This window comes from Cupriavidus sp. GW823-FHT06D04 (assembly GCF_058795055.1).
In genome coordinates this window covers 425834-451630 of the sequence record NZ_JBXAHL010000001.1, presented here as the reverse complement: position 1 = coordinate 451630, position 25797 = coordinate 425834, and the positions used below count along the sequence as shown (strand labels likewise).

Genomic DNA, 25797 nt, shown 5'->3' with positions numbered 1-25797 from the left:
ACAGACCGCACCTCGCCGGTCAACATCAGACACCAATCGCTCCGGCTTGTTTGCAGCGCAGCATCGAAATCCCTTGTATCGTTCGCGTCCTAATCCATAATTATGAATTATGGCTAACGGGGCGCATCTACCCTGACCGATGCCAGATCGTGGCCGGGACGCATCGGTCACGCCATCCGAACTTGGGGGAAGCATGCGCATCGTCCAGCAGGCGTTGTACCTGGAAGTGGCAGACCGGCTGCGCGCCATGATCGACGCGCATACGCTGGTGCCCGGCGCATGGATCGACGAGAGCGCGATGGCCGAAACGCTGGGCATCTCGCGCACGCCGCTGCGCGAGGCGCTCAAGGTGCTGGCCGCCGAAGGCCTGGTGCGGTTGGAGCCGCGCCGCGGCTGCTTCGTCAATGAACTGTCCGAGCACGACCTGGACGAGATCTTCCCGCTGATGGCACTGCTGGAAGGGCGCTGCGCCTATGAGGCCGCGCGCAACGCGACCCGCGCCGACCTGGACGCGCTGGACGGCCTGCATGCCGACCTGGCGCGCTACGCGCAGGCGGGCGACATCGATGCCTATTACGAAACCAACTTCCAGATCCACGAATCGATCCAGCGGCTGGCCGGCAACCGCTGGCTGTCGGGCCTGATCAGCGACCTGCGCAAGGTGCTGCGGCTGTCGCGCCACAAAAGCCTGAAGCTGCCGGGCCGGATCCAGGAATCCTGCGCCGAGCACCTGTCCGTGTTCGCCGCGCTCAAGGCCCGCGACCCCGAAGGCGCCGAGGCGATGATGAAGACCCACCTGCTGCGCCAGCGCGCGGCGCTCAAGATGCTGGATGCCGGTGCCACCGCCGGGGCGGCAGAGACCCAGGCCGTGCGCGCGCCGCCGGTGCTGCGCGTGGCCGGCGGCGAAGAGTAGCCGCGGCCGCCACCCCAGTCCGATGTTTTTCCTACGTTCCGATCGATGCATCAAGGCAGGTACCGCATGAATTCCTTCGACACGGGTGACCAGAAGATCAGTGCGCCGCTGGGCGAAAGCGAGCCGGCAGGTTCCAAGTTCCTGTCGCGGCTGGGCCGCTGGTGGGGACGCAAGGGCGAGGGTGACGCCAAGGCCAGCGCCAAGGCCGCCGCCGCCACGCCGGCCGACGGCGAGGCGCCGCTGCCGCCGCGCGCGGTGCGCCGCCAGCGCGAGCAGCTGCGGCTTTGCTTCGACGCGCGCCTGACCGATGGCGCCGCCAATGCCGCCGCGCACGCGTGGCAGGCCGAGTATGAAGCCGCCGGCGAGGCCACCCGGCGCGGCATGCTGGCGGTGCTGGCCGAAGTCGCCAGCAGCAGCGGCGGCAAGGGCAGTGAAGACGCCGGGGCCGACGGCGACAAGGGCGCGCGCGCCGCCCGCGCGCAGGCCGGGCCTTCGGGCCTGGCCCAGGCCCTGTCCAATGCGCGCATCCGTTTCTTCAAGCGGCTGGCCGCGCTGCATGGCCAGCGCGGCAACAGCGCCTGCGGCCTGCACTTCCTGATCCAGCTGCGCGCCGACATGCTGCGCTGGCAGCGCCGCATGCCGGGCCTGCGCCCGCTTGACGAAGACCTCGAGGCGCTGTTCTCCAACTGGTTCGACGTGGGCCTGCTGGAGCTGCAGCCGATCACCTGGGATTCGCCGGCATCGCTGTTGGAGAAGCTGATCCGCTACGAGGCCGTGCATGAGATCGCCTCATGGACCGACCTGCGCAACCGCCTCGATTCCGACCGCCGCTGCTATGCGTTCTTCCACCCGCGCATCCCGCGCGAGCCCCTGATCTTTGTCGAGGTGGCATTCGCGCCGGAGATGGCGGCCAATGTCCATACATTGCTGGATGAGGCCGCGCCGCTGGAAGACCTGCGCCGCGTCAAGTGGGCCATCTTCTATTCGATCAGCAATACGCAGGCGGGCCTGCGCGGCGTGAGCTTCGGCAACTTCCTGCTCAAGCGCGTGATCGAGGAAGTCCAGCGTGAATTTCCAAAAGTGAATCAGTTCGCAACGCTCTCGCCGATCCCCGGGTTTGCCGACTGGCTGCGCAAGCAGGATGGCGATGCCATTGCGCGCGTGCTGGGCGACAAGCGCCTGGCGCGCTGGAGCGAGCGCCACGACAAGGCGCCCGCGGACGGCGCCGGGTGGCTGGAGGTGCTGGTGCCGGACGCCGCCGATACCGTGATCCGCGATACCGCCATGACCCTGGCCGCGCATTTCCTGGTGCGCGAACGCAACCAGTCGATGCCGGCCGACCCGGTGGCGCGCTTCCACCTGGGCAACGGGGCCTGCGTGGAGCGGCTGAACTGGGGCGCCGACCTGTCGCGCAAAGGCCGCAGCCAGAGCTGCGGCATGATGGTCAACTATCTTTACGTGCCCGAGGCGCTGGACGACAATCTGGCACGCCTGGGCGCGGGCAACCCGCGCATCAGCCGTAGCGTCGGGAAGCTGCTGTGACCCTGGTCCGGTCACGGCACAGGCCCTGGTACCCGCGGCGCCCGACGCGCCGCATTTCTTTGTCGGGACCCATGCAGTAACTTCGCGCCGCGGCGGTGTCGCGCGGCCATCAGATTGACTTTCCGCAGAAGAGAGAGGAGACAACCCATGAATCGTCGTCAGTTCAGCCTGGCCGCGTGCGCGCGCGCAACGGGCATAGCCCTGGGCCTGGCCGGCCTCGGCGCCGGCGCAATGCTCGCCGCACCCGCCGCGCATGCCGACACCTGGCCGTCCAAGCCCGTCACCGTGATCGTGCCGTTTCCCGCCGGCGGTGGCACCGACGCCTTTGCACGGCCGCTGACCGCGCAGTTGTCCAAGCAACTCGGCAAGCAGTTCGTGATCGACAACCGCGGCGGCGCCGGCGGCACGGTCGGCGCCAGCATTGCGGCCAAGGCCGCGCCGGACGGCTACACGGTGTTTATCGGCGGCGCGCACCACGCGATTGCGCCGTCGTTCTACAAGAAGCTGGACTACGACATCGAGAAGGACTTCATCCCGGTCACGGTGATCGCGCAGCCGCCGCAAGTGGTGGTGGTCAATCCCAACCGTGTCAAGGCCAACACGCTGCAGGAGCTGATTGCCTACGCCAAGGCCAATCCCGGCAAGCTGAACTACGGTTCGGCCGGCAACGGCTCGTCGCACCACCTGGCGGGCGAGCTGTTCAAGCTCCAGACCAAGACCTTCATCACCCACATCCCCTACAAGGGCGCGGGCCCGGCGCTGTCAGACCTGATCGCGGGCCAGGTCGACCTGATGTTCGACGGCCTGGGCTCGTCGGCGCAGCATATCCGCGCGGGCCGCATCAAGGCGCTGGCGGTGGCTTCGAGCAAGCGCTCGGCGGCGTTCCCCAACGTGCCGACCGCGGCCGAGGCGGGCGTGCCCAACTATGACGTGTCGACCTGGTATGCGTTGTGGGTGCCCAAGGGCACGCCCAGGGAGATCGTCGACCGCCTGTACGCAGAGACCGAGAAGGCGCTGAACACGCCTGAGCTCAAGCAGGTCTGGCTTAACAACGGCTCCGAGACGCCGGCGTTTACGCAGGAGCAGTTCGCGCAGTTCCTGCACGCCGAGATTCGCCGCTGGGCGCAGGTGGTGCAGCAGTCCGGCGCCAAGATCGACTGACGGGGCGCCATGTCAACGCTGATCCGATGCAAGGGGGCGCGGCGATGAGCGGCACCGTATTGTTCGCCACGCAGGGCACCACCGCCACCGTGACGCTGTCGCACGCGGGCAAGCTCAACGCCATTTCCGCGCAGATGTGGCGCGAGCTGGCCGCGGGCTTTGCGCGCCTGTCCGCCGATACTTCGCTGCGCTGCGTGGTGGTGCGCGGTGCCGACGGCAACTTTGCCGCCGGCGCCGACATCGCCGAGTTCCCGGCAGAGCGCGCCGACGAGGCCGCGGTGCGCCACTATCACATGGCTACCATCGCGCCGGCACTGGCGGCGGTGGCGCAATGCACGCACCCCACCGTGGCGATGATTGAAGGCGTCTGCGTGGGCGGCGGGCTGGAAATCGCCAGCCACTGCGACCTGCGCATCGCCGCCTCGGACAGCCGCTTCGGCGTGCCGATCAACCGCCTGGGCTTCCCGATGGCGCCCGGCGAACTGCAGGGCCTGCTGGCGCTGGCGGGCCGCGCCGCCGCGCTGGAGATCCTGCTGGAAGGCCGGGTCTTCGACGCCGCCGAGGCGCGCGACAAAGGGCTGCTGAGCCGCGTGGTCGAGCCCGGCGCGCTGGCCGCGGAGGTCGATGCCACGGTGCGCCGCATTGCCGCGGGCGCGCCCGTCGCCGCCCGCATCAACAAGGCCACCATCCGCCGGCTGGCGCCGCTGCCGGCACCGCTGTCGCCCGCCGAGCTGGACGCGCATTTTGCCTACGCCGCAGGCGCGGACCACGCGGAAGGGGTGGCCGCCTTCCTCGCGCGCCGGCCACCGCAGTTCCGTGGGGAGTAGGGCACGCCGCCATGACTGCTTCCACGCGCGATTGTTTTCTTCGTTTTCCTTAGCCTTTCGTTCGATCCCCGACATGAACGCCAACCTGTTCGCCCTGTTCGAATCCCGCTTCCCCGCCGACCGCACCGCCTGCTGCATCGAGACGCATGACGGGCTGTACTACAGCTGGGACGACCTTGACCGCGCCACTGCCAAGCTGGCCAGCCTGCTGGCCTCGCTGCACCTGCCCGAAGGCGCTCGCGTGGCCGTGCAGGTGGAGAAGTCCCCCGAAGCGCTGTTCCTGTACCTGGCCACGCTGCGCGCCGGCTACGTCTACCTGCCGCTGAACACCGCCTACCAGGAGGCAGAGATCGACTACTTTGTCGGCAATGCCGAGCCGTCGGTGGTGGTGTGCAGCAGCAAGAATTTCGGCTGGGTGTCCAAGGTGGCGTTCCGCCACGGCGTCAACCACGTCTTCACGCTGGACGACGACCGCAGCGGCTCGCTGCTGTCGCGTGCCGCGGGCAAGTCGGATGCCTTCGAGACGGTCGCACGCCAGGATGACGACCTTGCCGCCATTCTCTACACCTCCGGCACCACCGGCCGCAGCAAGGGCGCGATGCTGACGCACCGCAACCTGGCCTCCAATGCGCAGACGCTGCATGAATTCTGGGGCTGGCGCAGCGACGACGTGCTGCTGCACATGCTGCCGATCTTCCACGTGCACGGCCTGTTCGTGGCCTCGCACGGCGCGCTGCTGGCCGGTGCCAAGATGATCTGGGCACCCAGGCTGGACATGGCGCAGGTGCTGAAATTCCTGCCGCGCTGCACGGTGATGATGGGCGTGCCGACCTACTACGTGCGCATGCTGCAGGAGCCGCGCTTCGACGACGACACCTGCCGCCGCATGCGGCTGTTCGTGTCGGGCTCGGCGCCGCTGCTGCTGGAGACCTTCGATGCCTTCCGCGAGCGCACCGGCCATACCATCCTGGAACGCTACGGCATGAGCGAGACCGTGATGCTGGTGTCCAACCCGTACGATGCCGCGCTGGGCGAGCGCATCGGCGGCACCGTCGGCATGCCGCTGCCGGGCGTGTCGGTGCGCGTGGTCGATGGCGAAGGCCAGCCGTGCGCGCCGGGCGAGATCGGCAATGTCGAGGTCCAGGGCCCGAACGTGTTCAAGGGCTACTGGCGCATGCCGGAGAAGACCAGGGAAGAGTTCACGGAGGACGGCTGGTTCAAGACCGGCGACGTCGGCCGCTTCGGCGGCGCCATTGTCAGCCAGGCCGGCGAGCGCGCGGTGCCCGACAACTACCTGACCATCGTCGGACGCAGCAAGGACCTGATCATCTCGGGCGGCTACAACGTCTACCCGAAGGAAATCGAGAGCTTTATCGACGAGATGCCGGGCGTGGCCGAGAGCGCCGTGATCGGCGTGCCGCACGCGGATTTCGGCGAGGCGGTGGTGGCGGTGGTGGTGCGCAAGCCGGGTGCGGAAATCGACGAGGCGGCGCTGATCGGCACGCTCAAGGGACACATCGCCAACTTCAAGGTGCCCAAGCGCGTGCACGTGGTGGACGAGCTGCCGCGCAATACCATGGGCAAGGTGCAGAAAAACGTGCTGCGCGAGCAGTTCGCGACGCTCTGAGCGCCGTGATGGCCAGCGCCCTGCACGATGGCGCAGGGCGCGGCTATCTTACTTCAGCATCTGCACCGACCCGTTGACCGACACCGTGACCTGCGTCTTGCCGCCCTCAACCGGCACCGGCACCGCAGCGTCGGCCATCATGGCCTTGGCAGCACCGTACATGCGCGGCATCGGCGGCACCACGCCGGTTTCATTCAGGTTGACTTCGCGGATGGTGTAGCTGTTGTAGCCGAACAGCTTGGTGGTCGACTGCGCCTTGCCGCGGAACGAGGCGATGGCCTGCTCGGCCAGCTTGGCTTCGGCCGCCTCGCGCGCTTCGCGCGACAGCGAGAAGGCGATGTTCTGCACCTGCATCTGGCTGGCCAGCTCGCCGGCGAGCTTGGACACGGCCGAGAAATCGCGCGACTTCAGGATGACTTCGGAACGCCCGCGCCAGGTGCTGATGCGGCCGTTGCGGTCGGTGTTGGGGTGGATGGTGAAGCCGCCCGACTCGGCGGTCACGCCCTGGACGCGGCGCGCCTGCGTGATGACGGCCTGCGTCCGGGTCGACAGGCCCGAGGAAATCGCGGCCGGTTCAGCGCCTTCCTGCTCCGCGGCAAGCGTCAGGTGCACGATATCGGTCGGCACTTCGGTGACTGCCTGCGCGCTCAGCGACAGTACGCCCGACGGCGTTTCAGTGGGGCCACCGTGCGCCGAGGCGACGATGGCGGTGGTGCCCAGCAGGGTGGCGGCAAGCCATTGTTTCATGTTGTTCTCTTGTTCGAACGTGATGGGTATCAGACGTGCCCGGGTGCCCGATCGTTCCGCGACATTGCAAACGATTGTTGCGAAGCCGGCGCGGGCGCGCCTCCCCCGTCCGGGTCAGAATGCCCGCCAGGCCTTCCACAACATATAGCTTGCCAGGCACAGCAGCAGCACGGCAAAGACCTTGCGCAACTGGCCCACATCCATGCGGTGCGCGGTGCGCGCGCCCAGCGGCGCGGTCATCACGCTGGCCGCGGCGATCACCAGCAGGGCCGGCAGGTAGAGATAGCCGAGCGATCCCGCCGGCAGCCCCGGCATCTGCCAGCCGCTCCAGACATAGCCGGCCACGCTGGCCGCGGCGATCGGGAAGCCGAGCGCGGCCGAGGTGGCCACCGCATTGTGGATCGGCACGTTGCACCAGGTCATGAACGGCACCGAGACAAAGGCGCCGCCCGCACCAACCAGGCTGGACAGGAAGCCGATCACGCCGCCCGCGCCCGCCATGCCGGCAAAGCCGGGCAACTGCCGGCCGGGCTTGGGGCGACGGTTGCGCAGCATCTGCAGCGCGGAAAACCCGACGAAGCCGGCAAAGGCCAGCGACAGCCAGCTGGTCTTGAGCGCCGCGAACACCTTGCCGCCGCCGATCATGCCGCCGAGCACGATGCCCGGCGCCAGCGCCAGCACGATCGGCCAGCGCACCGCGCCGCGCTGGTGGTGGGCGCGCACGGACGACAATGAGGTGAACAGGATGGTGCCCATCGAGGTGGCGATCGCCATATGGACGATGGCCTCGTCGGCAAAGCCCAGGCTGGTGAACAGCAGCGTCAGGAAGGGCACCATCATCATGCCGCCGCCGACGCCGAGCAGCCCGGCGCAGAAGCCGGTGAAAGCGCCCAGGGCAAGCAGGGCAGGAACCAGCACCGGCAGGTTGTCGAACTGCATCGTGTCTTCAGGGTTGTTGTGATCAGCCTTGCCCGGGCCGGCCGGGCAGCGTTCAGCGCATCAGCTTGCCGGTGATGAAGCGCCATTCTGCCGGCGTCACCGGCGTGATCGACAGCCGGTTGCCGCGACGTAGCACCACCATGTCGGCCAGTTCCTCATGCTCGCGCAAGGCGGCCAGCGGGATCAGCGCGCTCTTGCGCTCGAAGCGCACGTCGACCAGCAGCCAGCGCGGCGCGTCGGCCTTGGAGGCGGCATCGTAGTACGGACTCTTGCGGTCGAACTGGGTGGGGTCGGGGTAGGGTACTGAGCAGACCTCGGCCAGGCCGGCAATGCCGGGCTCCGGGCACGACGAGTGGTAGAACAGCACGCCGTCGCCGATCTGCATGGTGTCGCGCATGAAGTTGCGCGCCTGGTAGTTGCGCACGCCGGTCCAGGGCAGCGTGCCTTCGCGGGCCAGGTCGTCGATGCTGGCTTCATCCGGTTCTGATTTCATCAGCCAGTACTGGCGGGCGCGTTGGTTCTGGTTCGGGCTCACGGCGCAGCTCAGGAATGGAAGGCAGATCAGGTCGCCGCGTGCACAGCGTGTGCACGCGGACGCGCAGGCAAGAAAAAAGGCGATGGTTCAGAAAACCACCGCCTTTTTAAGGGGTCCCCGCCTTGGCCGCTGGGTCGGCATCCTGAACCCAAGTGAGGTTCAGAGTGGCTGCGGAAGTCGCATTTCGGGTACATCATCCACTCAGGGAGTCCAGGCCAGGCCCAGACTATGAATGCGATGACGCGCTCGCCCACGCGACATGATCCCGCACCATGCAATGCATATCGGTTCAAGGAGTTTATGACCCTCACGAACCAGGCAGGGAAACTGTCAAACGTCTGACTTTCCAGGCGCATCATCGTGCCCGGAAAACCGGATCCGCGTGCGGGATGTCAGACGTTTGCCGTTTCTGACTAGGATGGGATAAGAACGGCGGCCGGGCGCGATAACCTAGCCTGTCGCTGCACATCTATGGTGCCTCGTGCAGTCTGGCTACACTATACACCGCGTCGCAGGGCATACCAAGTCCACTCGCGCGTATCGTTACATTTTGCGCGACAGCGCGGCATCCGCAGCACATCCCTGCGTCATCGCTCAGCCGCGCGTACCGGTGCCCACGTGCGCATATTGCCGCAGGGCCTCGTCGGCGCGGTCGTTGAGTTCGCGGATGCGCGCGCGGATGGCATCGACCGGGATCGCGCCCTCGGCCTGCTGCTTGCGCTGCATCGATAGCAGGTCCGAGGCGATGCTGATGGCGGCCATGACTGCCACGCGCTCTACGCCCTTGGCCGCGATGCCGTTGCGCAGCTTGTTCATTTGCGTGTCGACCAGGGCCACGGCTTCGAGCAGCGCGGCCTCGTTCTCGGGCGCGATGGCGAAGCGGTAGGGCTGGCCGGCGATATTGACTTCGACTTGCTTGTTGCTCATGCGTGTTCTCCGGGGGCCTTGTGCGGCTCGGCGTCCTGCGCCGCAGCCGCTTCGCCGAGCAGGTCGAGCTGGCGCGTGTCGCTGGCAGTCGGCAGCTTGTCAAGGATGGACTGGATGCGCAACTGCGCTTCCTCGATCTTGATATTGAGCAGTTCGCGGTCGGCGGCCATGGCCTCGCGCTCGCCGCGCAACTGCGCGGCTTCGCCCTCCAGCCGGGCGATCTCGTCGCGCAGCCGCTGGTTCTCCGCCGCCAGGGTGTCCGCATGGTGCAGCACGCGCCCGATCTTGGCGGCCAGTTGTTCGAGTTCGGTGAGCATAGGGCCTGTCATGATGGGAGTAGTGTCAGGTATCGCGATTCTAGCCGATGCGCCGGCTTGCACAATGCGGAGGAAAAGGTTTGTGACCGGCGACCCGCGTGGAAGTTGCAGGCTTCTGCACCTAAAACGCCACCAGAGTTGTGACAAAGCACTACTGGCAGCCGCGTTGACGCGGGGGGCGAAACGCCCTAGACTCGCGCACGTTCCAGGTGCTCGCCCTTTTCGTCCCTGGCGAAAGGGCAGTTCAACGGGAAACAGGGAGCCGGGCCGGCCGCGCGCCGGACAGGCCAACCTGTGCTGCCCCCGCAACGGTAAGCGACCGCGGTGTGCATCTGCCAGACTCCGACATCGCCGACAGCCAGCCTGCCGGCAACGCCGCTGGCAAGGCCGGATCCCATTCCCGGCCACATGCACCGCAGGACCGGCCACACGCCACTGAACCGCAGGTTCGGGAAGGCGCCGGTCCAGTGTCGCCAGCCCGGATACCGGCCTGAACGCGGGCTGCCGCCCGTGTGCGGCACGCCTCATCGCCATATGGTCCGCGGGGGAACGGGCCCGGCCGTTCCTATCCAGTCCTGCATCATGCGTTCATCGCTCCACAGGTCGACCCGCCCGGCAACCCCGGCGGTGCGTCCGTCCGTGCCCGCCATCCTGGCGGCGATCGCCTCGTTCACCCTGATTCCGGCCACTTCGTTCGCGCAAGCGGCCGACAGCGGCACCGGCAGCCGCCCCGACAGCCACACCACGCAGCTCGCGCCGGTGGTGATCACCTCCACCCGTACCGAGCAAGCCATTACCGAGGCGCTGCCTCACACCACGGTGGTGACGCAGCAGGACATCGTCAACTCGCAGGCGCCCGACCTGCGCACGCTGCTGCGCAACCAGGCCGGCGTGGAGTTCTCGACCAACGGCGGCATGGGCAGCAACACCACCCTGTTCATGCGCGGCGCCAACTCCAACCAGACGCTGATCCTGATCGACGGCGTGCGGGTATCGTCCGTGAGCAGCGGCACCGCGCAGCTGGCCAATATCCTGCCCGACCAGATCGAGCGCATCGAGGTGGTGCGGGGCAATGTGTCGGCGCTGTACGGCTCGGACGCCATCGGCGGCGTGGTGCAGATCTTCACCAAGAGCGGCGCGGGCCAGGCGCCGGCGGCCAATGCGCAGGTGGAGTATGGCAGCAACAACACGCGCCAGGGCACCGTCGGCTATGGCGGCCAGGTCGGCGATACCTCGTTCAACCTGACCGGCTCGGCGTTCAAGACCGACGGCTTCTCGTCGATCAACACGAAGCAGGCGCCGCGCGCCAATCCCAACGACAACCCGTACGAGAACCAGAGCGTGTCGGGCCAGGTCAAGCACCGCTTCGCGCCGGACTGGGACGCGGGCTTCACCGGCTACTACTCGAAGAGCAAGCTGTCGTTCGACAGCGCCTTCGGCCGCCCGACCGACGACAACCGGACCAACAGCGAGCTGTACACGCTGTCGGCCTTCGTCAACGGCAAGGTGGGGGCGGACTGGTCCACCCACTTCAAGCTGTCGCAGAGCGAGGACCGCAGCGACACCTTCCTCAACGGCAGGCCCAACGGCACCTTCAATACCCGCAACCGCCAGTTCAACTGGCAGAACGAGTATGCGCTGGCCGCGAACCACACGCTGCTGTTCGGCACCGACTACCTGCAGCAGGAGCTGGACTCCAGCGCCTACGGCGCGCCCACGCGCAATGTGTTTTCGGTGTTCGGCGGCTATGACGGGCGCATCGGCCAGCACCAGCTGCAGCTCAACGCGCGCAACGACCACTATTCCGACTTCGGCAACCAGGGCAGCTTCCGCGCCGGCTACGGTTACTACGTGACTGATGCGCTCAAGCTGATCGCCAGCGTCAGCAATGCCTTCCGCGCGCCGACCTTCAACGAGCTGTACTACCCCAACTTCGGCCAGCCGAACCTGCAGCCCGAACGTGCCAAGTCGGTCGAGGCCGGCGTGCAGTACGCCACCGCCAGCGCCGGTTTGCTGCGCGTGACCGCCTTCGAGACGCGCTACGACGACCTGATCGTGTCGGCGCAGCAGCCCAGCGGCATGTTCCTGGCGCAGAACGTCAACAAGGCCAAGGTGCAGGGCATCGAGGCATCGTGGCGCGCCAGCGTGTATGGCACCGACCTCGGCGCCAGCGTGACCTTCCAGAACCCGGTCGACGAGCAGACCAACACCCAGCTGCTGCGCCGCGCGCGCCGCCATGCCGCGCTCGATGTTGGCCGTGATTTCGGCAACTGGCGCTTCGGCGGCGAATGGCTGGTGTCGTCGTCGCGCATGGATGCCGGCTCGCGCCGGCTGGGCGGATACGGTATCGTCAACCTGAACGCCCGCTACAACATCGACAAGCAATGGTTCATCGCCGCCCGCGTCGAAAACCTGTTCGACAAGGATTACCAGCTCGCCTACCCCTACAACACCCAGGGGCGCGCGGGCTTCATCACGCTGGGCTGGCGCCAGCGATGAGCGCACGGGCGCGCCATGTCTGAGTTCCGGCGCGCCCTGGCGATCTGGCTGGTGCTGGCGCTCGCGGCGCTGCTGGCGTTCGCGTTGTCGCTGGCGCTGGGCAGCGTGCCGCTCGATGCGCGCGAGCTCTGGCTTGCGTTCAGCGGCACTGACACCGGCACCGCCGCAGCGATCGTGCGCGAACTGCGGCTGCCGCGCGCGGCAGCGGCGTTTGCCTGCGGCGGGCTGCTGGCCCTGTCCGGCGCGCTGATGCAGGTGCTGCTGCGCAACCCGCTGGCCGAGCCCTATGTGCTGGGCGTGTCGGGCGGCGCCTCCACTGCCGCGCTGCTGGCGATGCTGCTGCTGGCGCCGTGGTGGGGCGTGCAGGCCGCCGCCGCCGCCGGTGCACTGGCGGCGATGGTGCTGGTGGCGTCGCTGGCGCGGCGCGACCTGCTGCATCCGCAGGTGCAGGGCGGCCACCGCGAGGCGGGCGCCCGGCTGTTGCTGACCGGCGTGATCCTGGCCGCAGGCTGGGGCGCGGTCATTACCCTGATCCTTTCCATTGCGCCGGAGTCGCGCCTGCGCGGCATGCTGTTCTGGCTGACCGGCGACCTGAGCGGCACCGCCGCCTACGGCGGCGCGCTGGCCATGCTGGTGGTGGCGCTGCTGCTGGCCATGCCGATGGCGCGCGCGCTCAACGTGATGCTGCTGGGCGAGACCGTGGCGCAGTCGCTGGGCGTGCGCGTGGGCCGCGTGCGGCTGGCGACCTTCCTGCTGGCGTCGCTGTGCATCGCCGCGGCCATCACCACGGCCGGCTCGATCGGCTTTGTCGGGCTGGTGGTGCCGCACCTGGTGCGCCTCGCTTGGGGCAACGACCAGCGCCTGCTGCTGCCGGCCGCCACGCTGCTGGGCGGGGCGCTTTTGATGGCCGCCGACCTGATCGCACGCACCGTGATTGCGCCCGCGCAGCTGCCGGTGGGTGTGATCACCGGGCTGCTGGGAGTGCCGACCTTCCTCTACCTGCTGCTGCGGAGGCCGCGATGAGCCAAGGCCCGCACTGGTCCCATCCGCTCACCGCCTGTCCGCAGCTTGCGCTGCGCGATGTGCGGCTGCGCACCGGACAGCGCGTGCTGGTGGATCGCCTGACGATGACCATCGGCGCGGGGCAGCTATGGTGCATTGCCGGGCCCAACGGTGCCGGCAAGTCCACGCTGATGACGGTGCTGGCCGGCCTGCGCCACGCCGATGGCGGCAGCGCAGAGATCGACGGCACCGCGGCGGCGCAGATCGCGCCGGCGGTGCTGGCGCGCCAGCGCGCCTATCTGCCGCAGGCCGTGCATGACACCTTCTCGATGTCGGTGCAGGATGCCGTGCGCGTGGGGCGGCATCCGCACCTGTCCGGCTGGGGCTGGAGCGGGCGCGAGGACGACCGCATCGTGCACGAAGTGATCCGCGCGATGGATATTGAGGCGCTGGCCGCGCGCGATGTGCTGACCCTGTCCGGCGGCGAGCGCCAGCGCGCCTCGCTGGCCGCGGCGCTGGCGCAGCAGGCGCCGCTGCTGCTGCTGGACGAACCGGTCTCGCACCTGGACCTGCGCCACCAGATCCTGGTGCTGGAACAGCTGGCCGCGCTGGCCCGGGCCGGGCGCCATGCCATCGTGGTGATCCTGCACGACCTGACGCTGGCGCTGCGCTACGCCACCCACGCCCTGCTGATGGCAGAAGACGGCACGACGCTGCATGGCACTGCCGCCCAGGTGCTGACCCCTGAACACTGCTCGCGCGCGCTGCGCACCGCCATCGTCAGCGTCACCGACGGAGCGCATACTGCGCTGATTCCCGACGGCGCCGCCCCACCCATACCCGACACACATCATGACTGATACCCAGAACCCGCCTGCAGAAGACCCGGACCGCGATGCCCGCCACAAGGCGCGCATGGAGCGCAAGAAAGAAATCGTCGACGCCAAAATTGCCGCCGCGCAGGACGAGCGCGGCGTGATCGTCATCACCACCGGCAATGGCAAGGGCAAGTCCAGCTCGGGCTTCGGCATGGTGGTGCGCGCGCTCGGCCACGGCATGCGCACCGGCGTGGTCCAGTTCATCAAGGGCGCGCAGCCCACCGGCGAAGAGATGTTCCTGCGCCGCTTCCCGGACGAGTGCGCCTTCCACGTGATGGGTGAGGGCTATACCTGGGAAACGCAGGACCGCGCCCGCGACGTGGCCAAGGCCGAGGCTGCCTGGGAAGTGGCGCGCGGCATGCTGCGCGACCCCGGCATCGGCCTGGTGCTGTTCGACGAACTGAACATCGCGCTCAAGCTGCACTATCTTGATGTGGAGCAGGTCATTGCCGACCTGCGCGCGCGCCCGCCGATGCAGCACGTGGTCATCACCGGCCGCGGCGCGCCGCCGGCGCTGGTGGAGGCGGCCGACACCGTCACCGACATGACGCCGGTCAAGCATGCCTTCCAGCAGGGCATCAAGGCGCAGCGCGGCGTTGAAATGTAGCCGCATCCTTTTGGAATACAAGGTCAAAGCATCATGCAGTTTCCGGAAATCACTCCCCTCGACGATGCCCTGCGCCCCGTGCTGCAGGCCGCCATCGACGACAAGACCAAGCCGCTCGGCGCACTGGGCCGGCTGGAATCGCTGGCCCTGCAGCTGGGCCTGATCCTCGGCACGGCGCGGCCGGTGCTGCAGCGCCCGACGGTGATCGTGTTTGCCGCCGACCATGGCGTGGCCGACGCCGGTGTCAGCGCCTATCCGGCCGAGGTCACCGCGCAGATGGTTCAGAACTTCCTGGCTGGCGGCGCGGCGATCAATGTGTTCTCGCGCCAGCACGGCATTGCGCTGGAGATCGTCGACGCGGGCGTGCGCGTGCCGCTGCCGGCGGCACCGGGCCTGGTCAACTGCCGCATTGCCGACGGCACCCGCAACTTCGCGGTCGAGCCGGCGATGACATCGGCGCAGGCGGCCGCGGCGATGACGGCCGGCATGGCGCGCGTGCTGCGCCATGCGCAGCAGGGCTGCAACGTGATCGGCTTCGGCGAGATGGGCATTGCCAATACTTCAGCGGCCGCCTGCCTGATGCAGCGGCTGACCGGCCTGCCGCTGGCAGACTGCATCGGGCGCGGCACCGGGCTGGACGATGCCGGCCTCGCGCGCAAGCGCGAGGTGCTGGAGCGCGCGCTGGCGCTGCATGCCGATGTGCAGGCGCCGCTGGAGGTGCTGGCCACCTTCGGCGGCTTCGAGATCGCGATGATGGCAGGCGCCTTCCTGGCCGCCGCCGCGAGCCGCATGGTGATCCTGGTCGATGGCTTTATCGCCACGGCCGCGCTGCTGGTGGCGCAGCGCCTGGACCCCAACGTGCTGCAGTACTGCGTGTTCACGCACTGCTCGCATGAGCGCGGCCACCGTGCGCTGCTCGACCAGTTCGGCGCCGCGCCGCTGCTGGCGCTGGACCTGCGCCTGGGCGAGGGCACGGGCGCCGCGCTGGCGTGGCCGTTGCTGGCCTCGGCGGCGGCGTTCCTGAACGAAATGGCGACCTTCAGCGGCGCCGGCGTCAGCACCGCCTCGCCATGAGCGTGCCGTCCGACCCGGTGCCTGCACCAGCACCCGAACCACGCAGCCCCGCCGGCGTGGCCGGCGAGCTGCGCTATTTCCTGACCGCGCTGGGCTACTTCACACGCGTGCCGCTGCCGGGCTGGCTGGCGCGCTGGGCCGGATTCGAACCGCATTACCTGCACGCCGCCGCGCGCTACTTCCCGCTGGTCGGGCTGCTGGTGGGCGGGGTGGGCGCGCTGGTCACCTGGGGCGCAATGCTGTGGTGGCCGCCCGGCGTGGCCGTGCTGCTGGGCATGGCCGCCACGCTGCTGCTGACCGGGGCCTTCCATGAAGACGGCCTGGCCGATTGCGTCGATGCCTTCGGCGGTGCGTGGCAGCGCGAGGACGTGCTGCGCATCATGCATGACTCGCGCATCGGCGCGTTCGGTGCGATCGCGCTGGTGGTGGCGCTGCTGCTCAAGTGGCAGTTGCTGGTGGCGATTGCGGGGCGCGGCGGGTTGATGGTGCTGCTGGCGGTGATCGTCGCCGCGCACGCCGCCAGCCGCGCGATGGCGGCCAGCTATCTGGCCACGCTGACCTACGTGCGCGCGGAAGGCAAGGCCAAGCCGGTGGCGCAGAAACTGGCCGGCGCGGGGCTGGCGTTTGCGCTGCTGTGCGGGCTGGTGCCGCTGTGGCTGGTGTCGCCGTGGTTCTGCGCGACGGCAGTGGTCGCGCTGCTGGGTCTGCGCCTGCTGCTCGGCCGCTACTTCGTGCGCCGCATCGGCGGCTATACCGGCGACTGCCTGGGCATGGCCCAGCAGTGCGCCGAGATCCTGCTCTACCTGGTGGCCGCGGCATGGATGTGGTCCTGATCCGCCATGCGCAGCCGCAGGTGCCGGCGGGCACCTGCTATGGCTGCCTCGACCTGCCGCTGGTGGCGCCCCTGACGCCTGCGGCGGCACGGATCGCCGCCGGCCTGCCCACGCCGGATCGCATTGTCGCCAGCCCGCTGGCGCGCGCGCTCGGCACCGCGCAGGCGCTGGTGCAGACGTTATCGGCCGGCGCGCCGGCCATCGACACCGAACCCCGGCTGCGCGAAATCGACTTCGGCAGCTGGGAGGGCGTGGCCTGGGATGCGATCGACCGCGCCGCGCTCGACCAGTGGGCGGCCGACCTGCTGCACGCGCGCCCGCATGGCGGCGAAGCGCCGGCGCAGGCGATGGCGCGGGTTGCCGGCTGGGCCGCAACGCTGGCGGAGGATCGCGTGCAATGCCTGTGGGTGGTCGGCCATGCCGGCCCGATGCGCATGCTGGCCGCGCACTGGCTGGGCGTGCCGCTGGCGGCGACGGTCAAGTGGGAGTTGGGCTTCGGTGCCAGTTGCGGCTTCACGCTGGGGCCGGGCGGGGTCCGGCTCGGCTGGTGGAACCGCGCCGCCTGATCAGCGTGCGGGCCGGCGCTTGCGCGCGGTGTCGAGGTCCTTGCAGATCAGCTCGGCACCTTGCACCACGCGCGGACCGGCGCGGTTGACCAGGTCGCCGTCGATCACGAACAGGTTGTTGCGCGCCACCGCCGTGACCTGCTTCCAGCGCCGCCACATCTCGAAATCCGGCAGCGGTTGGTCAGAGCGCGTGGCGCCCATGCCAGCGGTCAGCATCGCTTCCGGGTTGCCCGCGATCACCGCTTCGACCGACACGGTCGGCACCAGCGGCGTCTCGGCCGCGAACAGGTTGCGCCCGCCGCACAGCGCCAGCATGTCGCTGACCAGGTGCTGGCCGTTGAGCGTCATCAGCGGCTGCTGCCAGACCTGGTAGAACACCGTCACCGGCGGGCGTGCCGCGTAGGTCTTGCGCAGAGTCTCCACCTGCTGGCGGAAGCCGTCGGCAGCGCGCCGCGCGGTGGCCTCGGTGCCCAGCAGCGTGCCGAGCTTCTCCATGTTCTCAGGAATCGCTGCCAGCCTGCGCGGCTCGCTGTAGAACAGCGGGATGCCGAGCGCGCGCAGGCGGTCGGTCTGCTTCTGCGCATTGCCGTGGCGCCAGACCACGATCAGGTCGGGCTTGAGCGCGGCGATGCGCTCCAGGTCCAGCGCCTTGTTGTCGCCCACGCGCGCGATCTCGCGCGCCTGCGGCGGGTAGTCGCTGTAGCTGACCGTGCCGACGATGCGCTCGCCGCCGCCGGCCGCGAAGATCATTTCGGTGACGTGCGGCGCCAGCGAGATCACGCGGCGCGCGGGCTGCGCCAGCGTCACGGTCTGGCCCGAGTCATCGACGGCAGACACCGCGGCGGCGGCGGGCAGGGCTGCCAGCAGCAGCGTGGAAGCGATAACGGGCGTCAGGCGGTTCAGCATGGCATCGGGGAAAGTGGTTCAGGCAGTGGCTGCGGCCAGTGCCGCGTCCAGCCGCTGCCAGGCGTGTGGCTGGTCCGGCGGCAGGCCCAGGCGCAGGCTCGGCGGGCAGCCGCCGGCGGCGTCGAAGTAGCGGGTCCAGACGCCTTGTTGCGCGAGCGCGTGGTGCAACCGCGCGGCGTCGTCATGCGGCACCCAGCAGAACAGCGGATGCATCACCGGCGCCAGGCCATGGCGGTCCAGCAGCGCGGCCAGCTTCGCCCCGCATGCTTGCAGCCGCGCGCGGGTGGCATCCTGCCAGGCGTGGTCGGCCAGCGCATGCTGCGCGACCTCGCGTGCCGGGCCCGATACGGTCCAGTGGCCCAGGCGCTCGCGCAGCGCGTCCAGCAGTGCCGGCTGCGCCAGTACGAAGCCGCAGCGGATGCCGGCCAGGCCATAGAACTTGCCGATCGAGCGCAGCACCACCAGGCCGGCCTTGCCGCTTTGCGCGGCTACCGAGCCATCGGGCAGGCAATCGATAAAGGCTTCATCGACCAGCAGCGTGCCGCCGCGCGCCGCCAGCTTCGCGTGCCAGCGCAGCAGCGTGGCGGCGGGCAGCATGCGGCCGGTCGGGTTGTTCGGGTTCACGACGACGAGATGGTCGAGCTCGTCGGCCAGCGCCGCTTGCGCGAAAGCCGCTTCATCCAGCGGCGCCACCGCATGGCCCGCGGCAGCGAAGGCCGGCGCGTATTCGCTGTAGCCGAGCGCGGCGATGCCCACGCGGCCCGGGCGCAGCAGACCCGGCAGCGTGCGGATGGCGGCCTGCGAGCCGGCGACGGGCAAGGCCTGCGGCGCGCCGCAGGCCTGTGCGGCCAGTTCGGCCAGTCCGTCGTCATCCTGCGGCAGCCGTTGCCACGCTCGCGCAGGCAGCGCCGGCACCGGATAGCCGTCGGGATTGATGCCGGTGGACAGGTCGAGCCAGTCGCCGGCGGGGCGGCCGTAGCGGCGCACCGCGGCAAGCAGGTCGCCGCCGTGGCGGATCGTGGGCAGGGCGGTGTTCATGTCGGCTTGGCAACCGCAAGGACGGCCAGCGCGCTGGCGCCTGCCAACGCCAGCCACAGCCACAAGGTGCGCTCGACCAGCCGCAGGCACGCCATCACGTGCGCGGCTTGCGGCGCGGGGCCGGCGCCCAGCGGCGGGCGTTGCTCGATCTCGCCGTGATAGCGCGCCGGGCCGCCGAGCCGCACGCCCACCGCACCGGCGCCCGCGGCCATCACGGGGCCGGCATTCGGACTCGACCATGCCGGGGCCTGCGTGCGCCAGCAATGCAGCGCCTGCGCGGTGGCGCCGAGCAGCGCATAGGACAGCGCGGTCAGGCGCGCGGGCACGAGGTTGAGCCCGTCGTCGATGCGCGCCGCGGCCCAGCCGAAATACAGCAGCCGCGGCGTGCGGTAGCCCCACATCGCATCGAGCGTATTGGCCAGCCGGAACACGATCACGGCGGGCGCGCCGCCGACCAGGAACCAGAACAGCGCTCCGAAGACCGCGTCGTTGCCGTTTTCCAGTGCCGACTCACAGGCGGCACGGGCCAGTGCTTCAGCATCGGCATCGGTGGTGTCGCGCGAGACGATGCGCGCGGTCAGCGCGCGCGCGGCGGGCAGGTCTGCCGCGGCAAGGGCGGCGGCGATCGGGGCGATATGCTGGCGCAGGCTGCGCGCGCCGAGTGCGGCGTACAGCGCCACCGCATGCAGCGCCAGGGCGGCAACCGGGTGCAGGCTGGCCGCGGCGTCGACCAGCCACCATGCGAGCGCTCCCGGCACCAGCACCAGCACACACCAGCCGGCGAGACCGGCAAGGCGCTGGCGCCAGGGCGCACCGCGCTGCGGCGCGGGGTTGAGCCGCCGCTCAAGTGCGGCAGCGATGCGGCCGAAGCCCACCAGCGGATGCCAGCGGCGCGGCTCGCCCAGCCAGCGGTCCAGCAGAACGCCCGTCAGTGCCGCTGCCACGCATGCCGGCCAGGCCAGCATCAGCATGTGGGATCGGCACCCTTCACCGCAACCGGAATGCCTGCCACCATCAGCCGCACGCAGTCGGCGGCGGCGGCCAGCTTCTGGTTCAGGCGGCCCAGTTCATCGACATAGAAGCGGGTGATGGCGCCCATCGGGATCACGCCGAAGCCGATCTCGTTCGTGACCAGGATCACATGGCCCGGCAGCGTGGGCAGCGCGGAGAGCAGCGCTTCGATTTCTTCGGTGAAGGCATCCGGCGGCGTGATCACGCCATGCTCAGGATACGTGCGGCCGTCGGGGAAGATCAGGTTGTTCATCCACAGCGTCATGCAATCCACCAGGATGCAGCCGTCGTGGCGCGCGTTGGCGTAGAGCGCATCGGCCAGGTGCACCGGTTCTTCCACCAGGCGCCAGTCGGCGGGGCGGCGGGCGCGGTGCAGGGCGATGCGGACCTCGAGCTCCTGGTCGGCGTGCGCCGGGTCCTGGTGCGCGGTCGCGATGTAGGTGACCGGTCCGCCGGTGATGGTGGCATGGTCGGTGGCGAGCTGTTCGGCGTAATGGCTCTTGCCGGAACGCGCGCCGCCCAGCACCAGGGTGAGCTGGCGGTTACCGTGTCCGCCGGCGGCACGCGGCTGGGTGGCGGTGTCGGGGGCGGAGGCGGGTGCGATGGCCGGGGTTTCCATCCGCGTATTGTAGCCGCCGCATCCGGGCATCGCACGGGAGGTGTTGCAGGCACCGGTGCGATAATCCGCCAATGCAGACCGACTCCTCGCAATCCCTGCCGCCGGGTGCCCTGCGCGGCACGCTGATGGTCCAGGGCACGACTTCCGATGCCGGCAAGAGCACCATCGTGGCCGGCCTGTGCCGGGTGCTGGCGCGTGCCGGCACGCACGTGGTGCCATTCAAGCCGCAGAACATGGCGCTGAACAGCGCGGTCACCGCCGACGGCGGCGAGATCGGCCGCGCGCAGGCGCTGCAGGCACAGGCCGCGCGGCTGGCGCCGCATACCGACATGAACCCGGTGCTGCTCAAGCCCAGCAGCGACACCGGTGCGCAGGTGATCATCCACGGCCGCGCGCGGCTGGACCTGGATGCGCGCGCCTACCATGCCTACAAGCCCGAGGCGATGAAGGCCGTGCTGGCTTCGCACACGCGCCTGGCGCAGGCCTATGACGTGGTGCTGGTGGAGGGCGCCGGCAGTCCCGCCGAGATCAACCTGCGCGAGCGCGACATCGCCAACATGGGCTTCGCCGAGCGCGTCGACTGCCCGGTGGTGCTGGTGGCGGACATCGACCGCGGCGGCGTGTTTGCGCACCTGATCGGCACGCTCGACTGCCTGTCCGACAGCGAACGCGCGCGCGTGACCGGCTTCATCATCAACCGCTTCCGCGGCGATATCGGCCTGCTGGAGCCGGGACTGGACTGGCTGGTCGCGCGCACCGGCAAGCCGGTGTTCGGCGTGCTGCCCTACCTGCACGGCCTGCATCTGGATGCCGAGGACGCCATCATCGGCACGCAAGCGGACAAGGCAGGCACGCCGGCGCAGCGCCTGCGCGTGATCGTGCCGGTGCTGCCGCGCATCGCCAACCATACCGATTTCGACGCGCTGCGCGCGCACCCGCAGGTGGACCTGCAGTTTGTCGGGCCCGGCATGCCGATCCCGCCCGCGGACCTGGTGGTGCTGCCCGGCAGCAAGAACGTGCGCGGCGACCTGGACTTCATCCGGGCCAATGGCTGGGACGCGGTGCTGGCCCGGCACCTGCGCTACGGCGGCAAGCTGATCGGGATCTGCGGCGGCATGCAGATGCTGGGGCGGCAGGTGCACGATCCCGATGGCCGCGAAGGCCCGGTCGGCAGCAGCGCTGGGCTCGGCTGGCTGGATTTCGAGACCACGCTGGCGGCAGAGAAGCAACTGCGCCAGGTCGGCGGCCGGCTGGCGCTGGATGAAGCCGATGCGCCGGTGCGCGGCTACGAGATCCATCTTGGCGTCACCACGGGCGCGGGGCTTGAGCAGCCGGCCCTGTGGCTCGACCGCGGCGACGGCACGGTGCGGCCCGACGGCGCACGCTCGGCCGACGGCCAGGTGCTAGCTACCTATGTCCACGGCCTGTTCGACGAGCCCGCCGGCTGCCAGGCGCTGCTGCGCTGGGCGGGGCTGGACGGCGCCCAGGCGGTGGACCTCGATGCACTGCGCGAAGCATCGATCGAGCGGCTTGCCGACACCATGACCGCGCACCTGGACCTGGATGCGATGCTAGCGCCGCTGCGGCGCTGACGCATGCGGCACGGCCGCCTGGCGGGGCCCTGTTAGAATCGCGAATCTTTCGCATTTGCATTCTGCGTGAAAGTGGCTTGTGCGCCATATTCCACGCATGGCCGCGTCCGCTCAACGTACTTCAGCCCCCTCATGGTCACCGGCCGCCTGCGCGTCGTCCTCGTCAAACTGCACCTGTATATCGGCCTGAGCCTTGGCCTGCTGTTCGTCCTGTTGGGGCTGACCGGCATGACCATCGCCTGGCGCGACGAACTGGATGCCTGGCTCAACCCTGACCTGCTGGTGGCGTCCGCGCCGATGACGGAGCCGGTCTCGCCGGCCACGGTCCAGGCAGTGACCGAGCGGCTGGCTGCGCCCCCCTACGGCAAGCCCAACCTGCTGATGCTGCCGGCCCATGCCGACGGCGTCTTTATCGCCTGGTATCCGGTCAAGGGGCCCGACGGCGTGGTGCCGGGCCGCTCACGCCAGGTGATGGTCGATCCGGTCACGCTTGCGGTGAAGGGCGAGCGGGTCTGGGGCGAGGCGGGCCTGTCGCGCCGGCTGCTGCTGCCCACGCTGTTCCACCTGCATCGCTACCTGCTTAGCGGCGACACCGGCAAGACCATCACCGGCGTGGCCGGCATGCTGCTGTTGCTGACCACGCTGGTGGGCGTGGCGGTGTGGTGGCCCAAGATGAAGCTGCGCTCGGTGGTGCAGGCGTTCCGCATCACGCACGGCGGTTCATGGTCGCGCTTCAACTATTCGCTGCATCGCGCGGGCGGCATCCTGGCCGCGCCGGTGCTGGCCATCATTGCCTTTTCCGGCTGGTACCTGAACCTGCCGAAGTGGGTGACACCGATGGTGGCGGGCGTAATGACTGTGACGCCGCCGGTGAAGCACGTCTCGGCACCGGCGCCTGCCGGGGCCCGGCAGCTGGGCGTGGGCGAGATCATGGCGGCGGCGCAGGCCCAATACCCGCAAGCGCAGGTGACCCGCATCAGCTTCCCGCGCAAGCCGGGCGACGCGTTCGAGGTACGGCTGCGCCAGCCCGGCGAGGTGCGCAAGGACACCGGTGCCACGCGGCTGTGGCTCGATGCCTGGAGCGGCAAACCGCTGGGCGTGCGTGATCCGCACGAGGCGCCGGCGGGCGACACGCTGCTGAACTGGCTGTTCCCGCTGCATACCGGCGAGGCCTTCGGGCTGCCGGGGCGCGTCTTCATCACGCTGTTCGGGCTGGCACCGCTGGCGTTTGCCGTGACCGGCGTGCTGATCTGGTGGAAGCGGCGGCGGGGCCATCAGCGGCATATGGTGAAGGCCGCACAACGCTCCGGCATGCGCCGGGCATGAAAAAAGCAGGCCGGCGGCCTGCTTTTCTTGTCTGGTGCGGCGGCGCCGCTCAGATTTCCAGGTTGTCGATCAACCGGGTCGCGCCCAGCTTGGCGGCCGTCAGGATCACCAGCGGCTCGCCGGCGAGGAATTCCTCGCGCGTCGGCGCCTGCAGGTCGACGCGCTTGCGGATCGACACGTAGTCAGGCTTCCAGCCGCGCCTGGCCAGCGATTCCTTCGCATTCGCCTCGACCGCAAGCAGGTCGGCCGCGGCGCGGTCGCTGCCCAGCACGGTGTCGCGCACGTCATGCAGCGTGCGGTACAGCACCGGCGCCTCGGCGCGCTCGTCGGGGCTCAGATAGCGGTTGCGCGACGACAGCGCCAGGCCGTCTTCGGCACGGATGGTCTCGGCGGGGATGATGTCAATCGGCAGGGCAAACTGCTGCACCATGCGGCGCACGATCATCAACTGCTGGTAGTCCTTCTTGCCGAACACCGCCACGCGAGGCTGCGCGCACGAGAACAGCTTCATCACCACCGTGCACACGCCCTTGAAGAAGCCGGGGCGGAACTCGCCTTCCAGGATGTCGCCCAGGTCATGCGGCGGCTCGACGCGGTATTCCTGCGGTTCGGGGTACATATCGCGCTCGGACGGCGCGAACAGCACGTAGACGCCTTCCCGCTGCAGCTTCTCGATATCGTCCTGCAGCGTGCGCGGGTACTTGTCGAAATCCTCGTTCGGGCCGAACTGCAGGCGGTTCACGAAGATCGATGCCACCACCGGGTCGCCGTGCTGGCGTGCCAGGCGCATCAGCGACAGGTGGCCTTCGTGCAGGTTGCCCATAGTGGGGACGAAGGCAGCGCGGTTCTGGCCGCGCAGTTGGTCGCGCAGCTCTTGGATGGAGGAAATGACTTTCATCTGCCTTGGTGTGCTGGTCGTGATAGGTGTGACCCGGGCGCCGGTCCATCGAGGGGCGGCACATGGACTACCGGTCTCGGCCTTCTGTCGGGCGTGGGGCCTTCGGGCACTTGCCGTCGGGGCCTGCGCCGTGGGCCGTTGGGCCGGCTGTCGGCGGATTGTAGAACAAGTGGGACGGGGCCGGACCCCGCACCGCGGGTGGGTCAGGTCGGGCTGTACGCCAATCGCACATAAATTGGTGCGAACGGTTCGGCCTGGGTGATCTCCACCAGCGCTTCGCGCGACAGCTCCAGCATGGCGATAAAGTTCACCACCACCACCGGCACGCCCTTGCCGGAGCGCACCGCGTCCTCGAACAGTTCGGAGAATTCCATGAAGCGCGAGTGCTGCAGCCGGCGCAGGATCTGGCTCATGTGCTCGCGCACCGACAGTTCCTCACGCGAGATCTTGTGGTGCTGGTTGAGCTTGGCGCGCTTGAGCACATCGGCCCAGGCGGACTGCAGGTCCACGGTTTCCACTTCGGGGAAGCGCGGCGCCAGGCTCTGCTCGATATAGACCTGCGAGCGCAGGAAGTCGCGGCCCAGCTGCGGCACCGTATCCAGGCGCTGCGCGGCTAGCTTCATCTGCTCGTATTCCAGCAGTCGGCGCACCAGCTCGGCACGCGGGTCCTCGGCCTCATCGTCGCTGTCGGCCTTCTTGACCGGCAGCAGCATGCGCGACTTGATCTCGATCAGCATGGCCGCCATCAGCAGGTATTCGGCGGCCAGCTCAAGGTTGGTCTTGCGGATCTGCTCGATGTAGGACAGGTACTGCCGGGTGACCTGCGACATCGGGATGTCGAGGACATTGAAGTTCTGCTTGCGGATCAGGTACAGCAGCAGGTCCAGCGGGCCCTCGAAGGCTTCCAGGAAGATCTCGAGCGCGTCCGGCGGGATGTACAGGTCCTGCGGCAGCTTGAACAGCGGCTCGCCGTACAGGCGCGCGAAGGCCATCCCGTCGACCATGTCGGCAGGGCCGGCTGCAACGGCCGGGGCCACGGCCGGCAGCTCGACGGGCAGCGGCAGCTTGTCCTGGTCGCCTGCGCTCATGGGCGGCGTGCGCTCGCGGGGGCGGCGGGAATCAGTTGTCCTGCGAGTAGACGTATGGCTTCTGCGCCACGCGCGAAGCTTCGGCGCGGGCGCGCTCTTCCAGGTCGATCGGCGACTTGTCCCACAGCAGGGCACGGCCGTCGCGCTGCTCGGCCTCCAGCGTCGGGCGCTCTTGCTTGAGCTGCTTCAGGAACTGGGTGATTTCGGATTCGTAGATGGCCATGTTCAACCGTGATGCGCCCGCGCGGGCGCCAGATGGGTGCAGTGGGCCACGATTTTACAGTATCGGCCCCCCGGAATGCATCCAGGCCTGGTGCAAGGCGCC

26 protein-coding genes and 1 other RNA gene are annotated in these 25797 nt (G+C 69.1%); 14 read left to right on the top strand and 13 right to left on the bottom strand.

Going from position 1 to position 25797, the window contains the following annotated elements:
- The first annotated feature begins 193 nt into the window (after window positions 1–193).
- From AC1Q7H_RS02115 to AC1Q7H_RS02095, 5 genes are all read left to right on the top strand, one after another.
- Complete coding sequence (locus AC1Q7H_RS02115) at window positions 194–913, top strand: GntR family transcriptional regulator (RefSeq protein WP_492380924.1); 720 nt, start codon at window positions 194–196, stop codon at window positions 911–913.
- Between the two features lie 66 nt (window positions 914–979).
- Window positions 980–2455 (top strand): malonyl-CoA decarboxylase domain-containing protein, encoded by a 1476-nt coding sequence (locus tag AC1Q7H_RS02110; protein WP_492380923.1) that lies wholly within the window; start codon window positions 980–982, stop codon window positions 2453–2455.
- 147 nt (window positions 2456–2602) lie between these two features.
- Window positions 2603–3616 (top strand): Bug family tripartite tricarboxylate transporter substrate binding protein, encoded by a 1014-nt coding sequence (locus AC1Q7H_RS02105; RefSeq protein WP_492380922.1) that lies wholly within the window; start codon window positions 2603–2605, stop codon window positions 3614–3616.
- A 44-nt stretch (window positions 3617–3660) separates the two neighbouring features.
- A complete protein-coding gene (locus AC1Q7H_RS02100; RefSeq protein ID WP_492380921.1) occupies window positions 3661–4443 on the top strand; it encodes an enoyl-CoA hydratase/isomerase family protein in 783 nt (260 codons plus the stop codon).
- Between the two features lie 73 nt (window positions 4444–4516).
- Window positions 4517–6070: a malonate--CoA ligase gene (locus AC1Q7H_RS02095; RefSeq protein WP_492380920.1), complete on the top strand. Its 1554-nt coding sequence runs from the start codon at window positions 4517–4519 to the stop codon at window positions 6068–6070.
- Window positions 6071–6118: 48 nt separating this feature from the next.
- Here the strand turns inward: AC1Q7H_RS02095 and AC1Q7H_RS02090 are convergent, their stop codons facing one another.
- From AC1Q7H_RS02090 to AC1Q7H_RS02065, 6 genes are all read right to left on the bottom strand, one after another.
- Window positions 6119–6817, bottom strand: coding sequence for an SIMPL domain-containing protein (locus AC1Q7H_RS02090; protein WP_492380919.1), 699 nt, complete (start codon window positions 6815–6817; stop codon window positions 6119–6121).
- A 114-nt stretch (window positions 6818–6931) separates the two neighbouring features.
- A complete protein-coding gene (locus AC1Q7H_RS02085; RefSeq protein WP_114132884.1) occupies window positions 6932–7756 on the bottom strand; it encodes a sulfite exporter TauE/SafE family protein in 825 nt (274 codons plus the stop codon).
- A gap of 52 nt (window positions 7757–7808) precedes the next feature.
- Complete coding sequence (locus AC1Q7H_RS02080) at window positions 7809–8291, bottom strand: EVE domain-containing protein (protein WP_013957809.1); 483 nt, start codon at window positions 8289–8291, stop codon at window positions 7809–7811.
- A gap of 110 nt (window positions 8292–8401) precedes the next feature.
- A non-coding RNA gene (gene ssrS, locus AC1Q7H_RS02075) (6S RNA) lies at window positions 8402–8619 on the bottom strand.
- A 266-nt stretch (window positions 8620–8885) separates the two neighbouring features.
- On the bottom strand, window positions 8886–9218 hold the full coding sequence (locus tag AC1Q7H_RS02070) for a cell division protein ZapA (RefSeq protein WP_010814921.1): 333 nt from the start codon (window positions 9216–9218) through the stop codon (window positions 8886–8888).
- Complete coding sequence (locus AC1Q7H_RS02065; RefSeq protein WP_492380918.1) at window positions 9215–9535, bottom strand: hypothetical protein; 321 nt, start codon at window positions 9533–9535, stop codon at window positions 9215–9217. Before AC1Q7H_RS02065 ends, AC1Q7H_RS02070 begins: the two co-directional genes overlap by 4 nt.
- Window positions 9536–10117: 582 nt before the next feature.
- On the opposite strand from AC1Q7H_RS02065, the gene AC1Q7H_RS02060 reads away from it, so the two are divergent.
- From AC1Q7H_RS02060 to AC1Q7H_RS02030, 7 genes are read left to right on the top strand one after another with little or no spacing between them, the layout of a single operon-like run.
- Complete coding sequence (locus AC1Q7H_RS02060) at window positions 10118–12034, top strand: TonB-dependent receptor domain-containing protein (protein ID WP_492380917.1); 1917 nt, start codon at window positions 10118–10120, stop codon at window positions 12032–12034.
- A 15-nt stretch (window positions 12035–12049) separates the two neighbouring features.
- On the top strand, window positions 12050–13057 hold the full coding sequence (locus tag AC1Q7H_RS02055; protein WP_211980184.1) for a FecCD family ABC transporter permease: 1008 nt from the start codon (window positions 12050–12052) through the stop codon (window positions 13055–13057).
- Window positions 13054–13896 (top strand): ABC transporter ATP-binding protein, encoded by an 843-nt coding sequence (locus AC1Q7H_RS02050; protein WP_211980183.1) that lies wholly within the window; start codon window positions 13054–13056, stop codon window positions 13894–13896. The genes AC1Q7H_RS02055 and AC1Q7H_RS02050 overlap by 4 nt, the downstream gene beginning before the upstream one ends.
- Window positions 13889–14521 carry a cob(I)yrinic acid a,c-diamide adenosyltransferase gene (gene cobO, locus AC1Q7H_RS02045; protein WP_035823511.1) on the top strand — a complete coding sequence of 211 codons (633 nt, stop codon included), beginning with the start codon at window positions 13889–13891 and terminating at the stop codon, window positions 14519–14521. Before AC1Q7H_RS02050 ends, cobO begins: the two co-directional genes overlap by 8 nt.
- A 33-nt stretch (window positions 14522–14554) precedes the next feature.
- The gene (cobT, locus tag AC1Q7H_RS02040) at window positions 14555–15595 is read left to right on the top strand and encodes a nicotinate-nucleotide--dimethylbenzimidazole phosphoribosyltransferase (protein ID WP_211980182.1); all 1041 of its coding nucleotides are present in this window, start codon (window positions 14555–14557) and stop codon (window positions 15593–15595) included.
- Window positions 15592–16428 (top strand): adenosylcobinamide-GDP ribazoletransferase, encoded by an 837-nt coding sequence (locus AC1Q7H_RS02035; protein WP_013957803.1) that lies wholly within the window; start codon window positions 15592–15594, stop codon window positions 16426–16428. Before cobT ends, AC1Q7H_RS02035 begins: the two co-directional genes overlap by 4 nt.
- Entirely contained in the window at window positions 16413–16994 is a 582-nt protein-coding gene (locus tag AC1Q7H_RS02030; RefSeq protein ID WP_013957802.1) for a histidine phosphatase family protein, read from the top strand. The genes AC1Q7H_RS02035 and AC1Q7H_RS02030 overlap by 16 nt, the downstream gene beginning before the upstream one ends.
- On the opposite strand, the gene AC1Q7H_RS02025 is transcribed toward AC1Q7H_RS02030, so the two are convergent.
- The 4 genes from AC1Q7H_RS02025 to cobU are packed head-to-tail and all read right to left on the bottom strand — an operon-like array spanning window position 16995 to window position 20598.
- Window positions 16995–17900, bottom strand: coding sequence for a cobalamin-binding protein (locus AC1Q7H_RS02025; RefSeq protein ID WP_211980179.1), 906 nt, complete (start codon window positions 17898–17900; stop codon window positions 16995–16997). It abuts the gene before it with no gap.
- An 18-nt stretch (window positions 17901–17918) separates the two neighbouring features.
- Window positions 17919–18938, bottom strand: a complete 1020-nt coding sequence (cobD, locus tag AC1Q7H_RS02020) for a threonine-phosphate decarboxylase CobD (RefSeq protein ID WP_492380916.1) — start codon at window positions 18936–18938, stop codon at window positions 17919–17921.
- Window positions 18935–19909 (bottom strand): adenosylcobinamide-phosphate synthase CbiB, encoded by a 975-nt coding sequence (gene cbiB, locus AC1Q7H_RS02015; RefSeq protein WP_492380915.1) that lies wholly within the window; start codon window positions 19907–19909, stop codon window positions 18935–18937. The genes cobD and cbiB overlap by 4 nt, the downstream gene beginning before the upstream one ends.
- Window positions 19903–20598 (bottom strand): bifunctional adenosylcobinamide kinase/adenosylcobinamide-phosphate guanylyltransferase, encoded by a 696-nt coding sequence (gene cobU / locus AC1Q7H_RS02010; protein ID WP_041228453.1) that lies wholly within the window; start codon window positions 20596–20598, stop codon window positions 19903–19905. The genes cbiB and cobU overlap by 7 nt, the downstream gene beginning before the upstream one ends.
- A gap of 41 nt (window positions 20599–20639) precedes the next feature.
- On the opposite strand from cobU, the gene AC1Q7H_RS02005 reads away from it, so the two are divergent.
- Both AC1Q7H_RS02005 and AC1Q7H_RS02000 read left to right on the top strand, forming a co-directional pair.
- Window positions 20640–22160 carry a cobyric acid synthase gene (locus AC1Q7H_RS02005; protein WP_492377826.1) on the top strand — a complete coding sequence of 507 codons (1521 nt, stop codon included), beginning with the start codon at window positions 20640–20642 and terminating at the stop codon, window positions 22158–22160.
- A gap of 132 nt (window positions 22161–22292) precedes the next feature.
- Complete coding sequence (locus AC1Q7H_RS02000; protein ID WP_211980177.1) at window positions 22293–23486, top strand: PepSY-associated TM helix domain-containing protein; 1194 nt, start codon at window positions 22293–22295, stop codon at window positions 23484–23486.
- Window positions 23487–23535: 49 nt separating this feature from the next.
- On the opposite strand, the gene panC is transcribed toward AC1Q7H_RS02000, so the two are convergent.
- The 3 genes from panC to AC1Q7H_RS01985 all read right to left on the bottom strand — a co-directional run bounded on the left by panC (window position 23536) and on the right by AC1Q7H_RS01985 (window position 25695).
- Window positions 23536–24384: a pantoate--beta-alanine ligase gene (gene panC / locus AC1Q7H_RS01995; protein WP_013957795.1), complete on the bottom strand. Its 849-nt coding sequence runs from the start codon at window positions 24382–24384 to the stop codon at window positions 23536–23538.
- A 203-nt stretch (window positions 24385–24587) separates the two neighbouring features.
- Window positions 24588–25472 carry a segregation and condensation protein A gene (locus AC1Q7H_RS01990; protein WP_013957794.1) on the bottom strand — a complete coding sequence of 295 codons (885 nt, stop codon included), beginning with the start codon at window positions 25470–25472 and terminating at the stop codon, window positions 24588–24590.
- 31 nt (window positions 25473–25503) lie between these two features.
- Window positions 25504–25695 (bottom strand): DUF3460 family protein, encoded by a 192-nt coding sequence (locus tag AC1Q7H_RS01985; protein ID WP_013957793.1) that lies wholly within the window; start codon window positions 25693–25695, stop codon window positions 25504–25506.
- Between the last annotated feature and the right edge of the window lie 102 nt (window positions 25696–25797).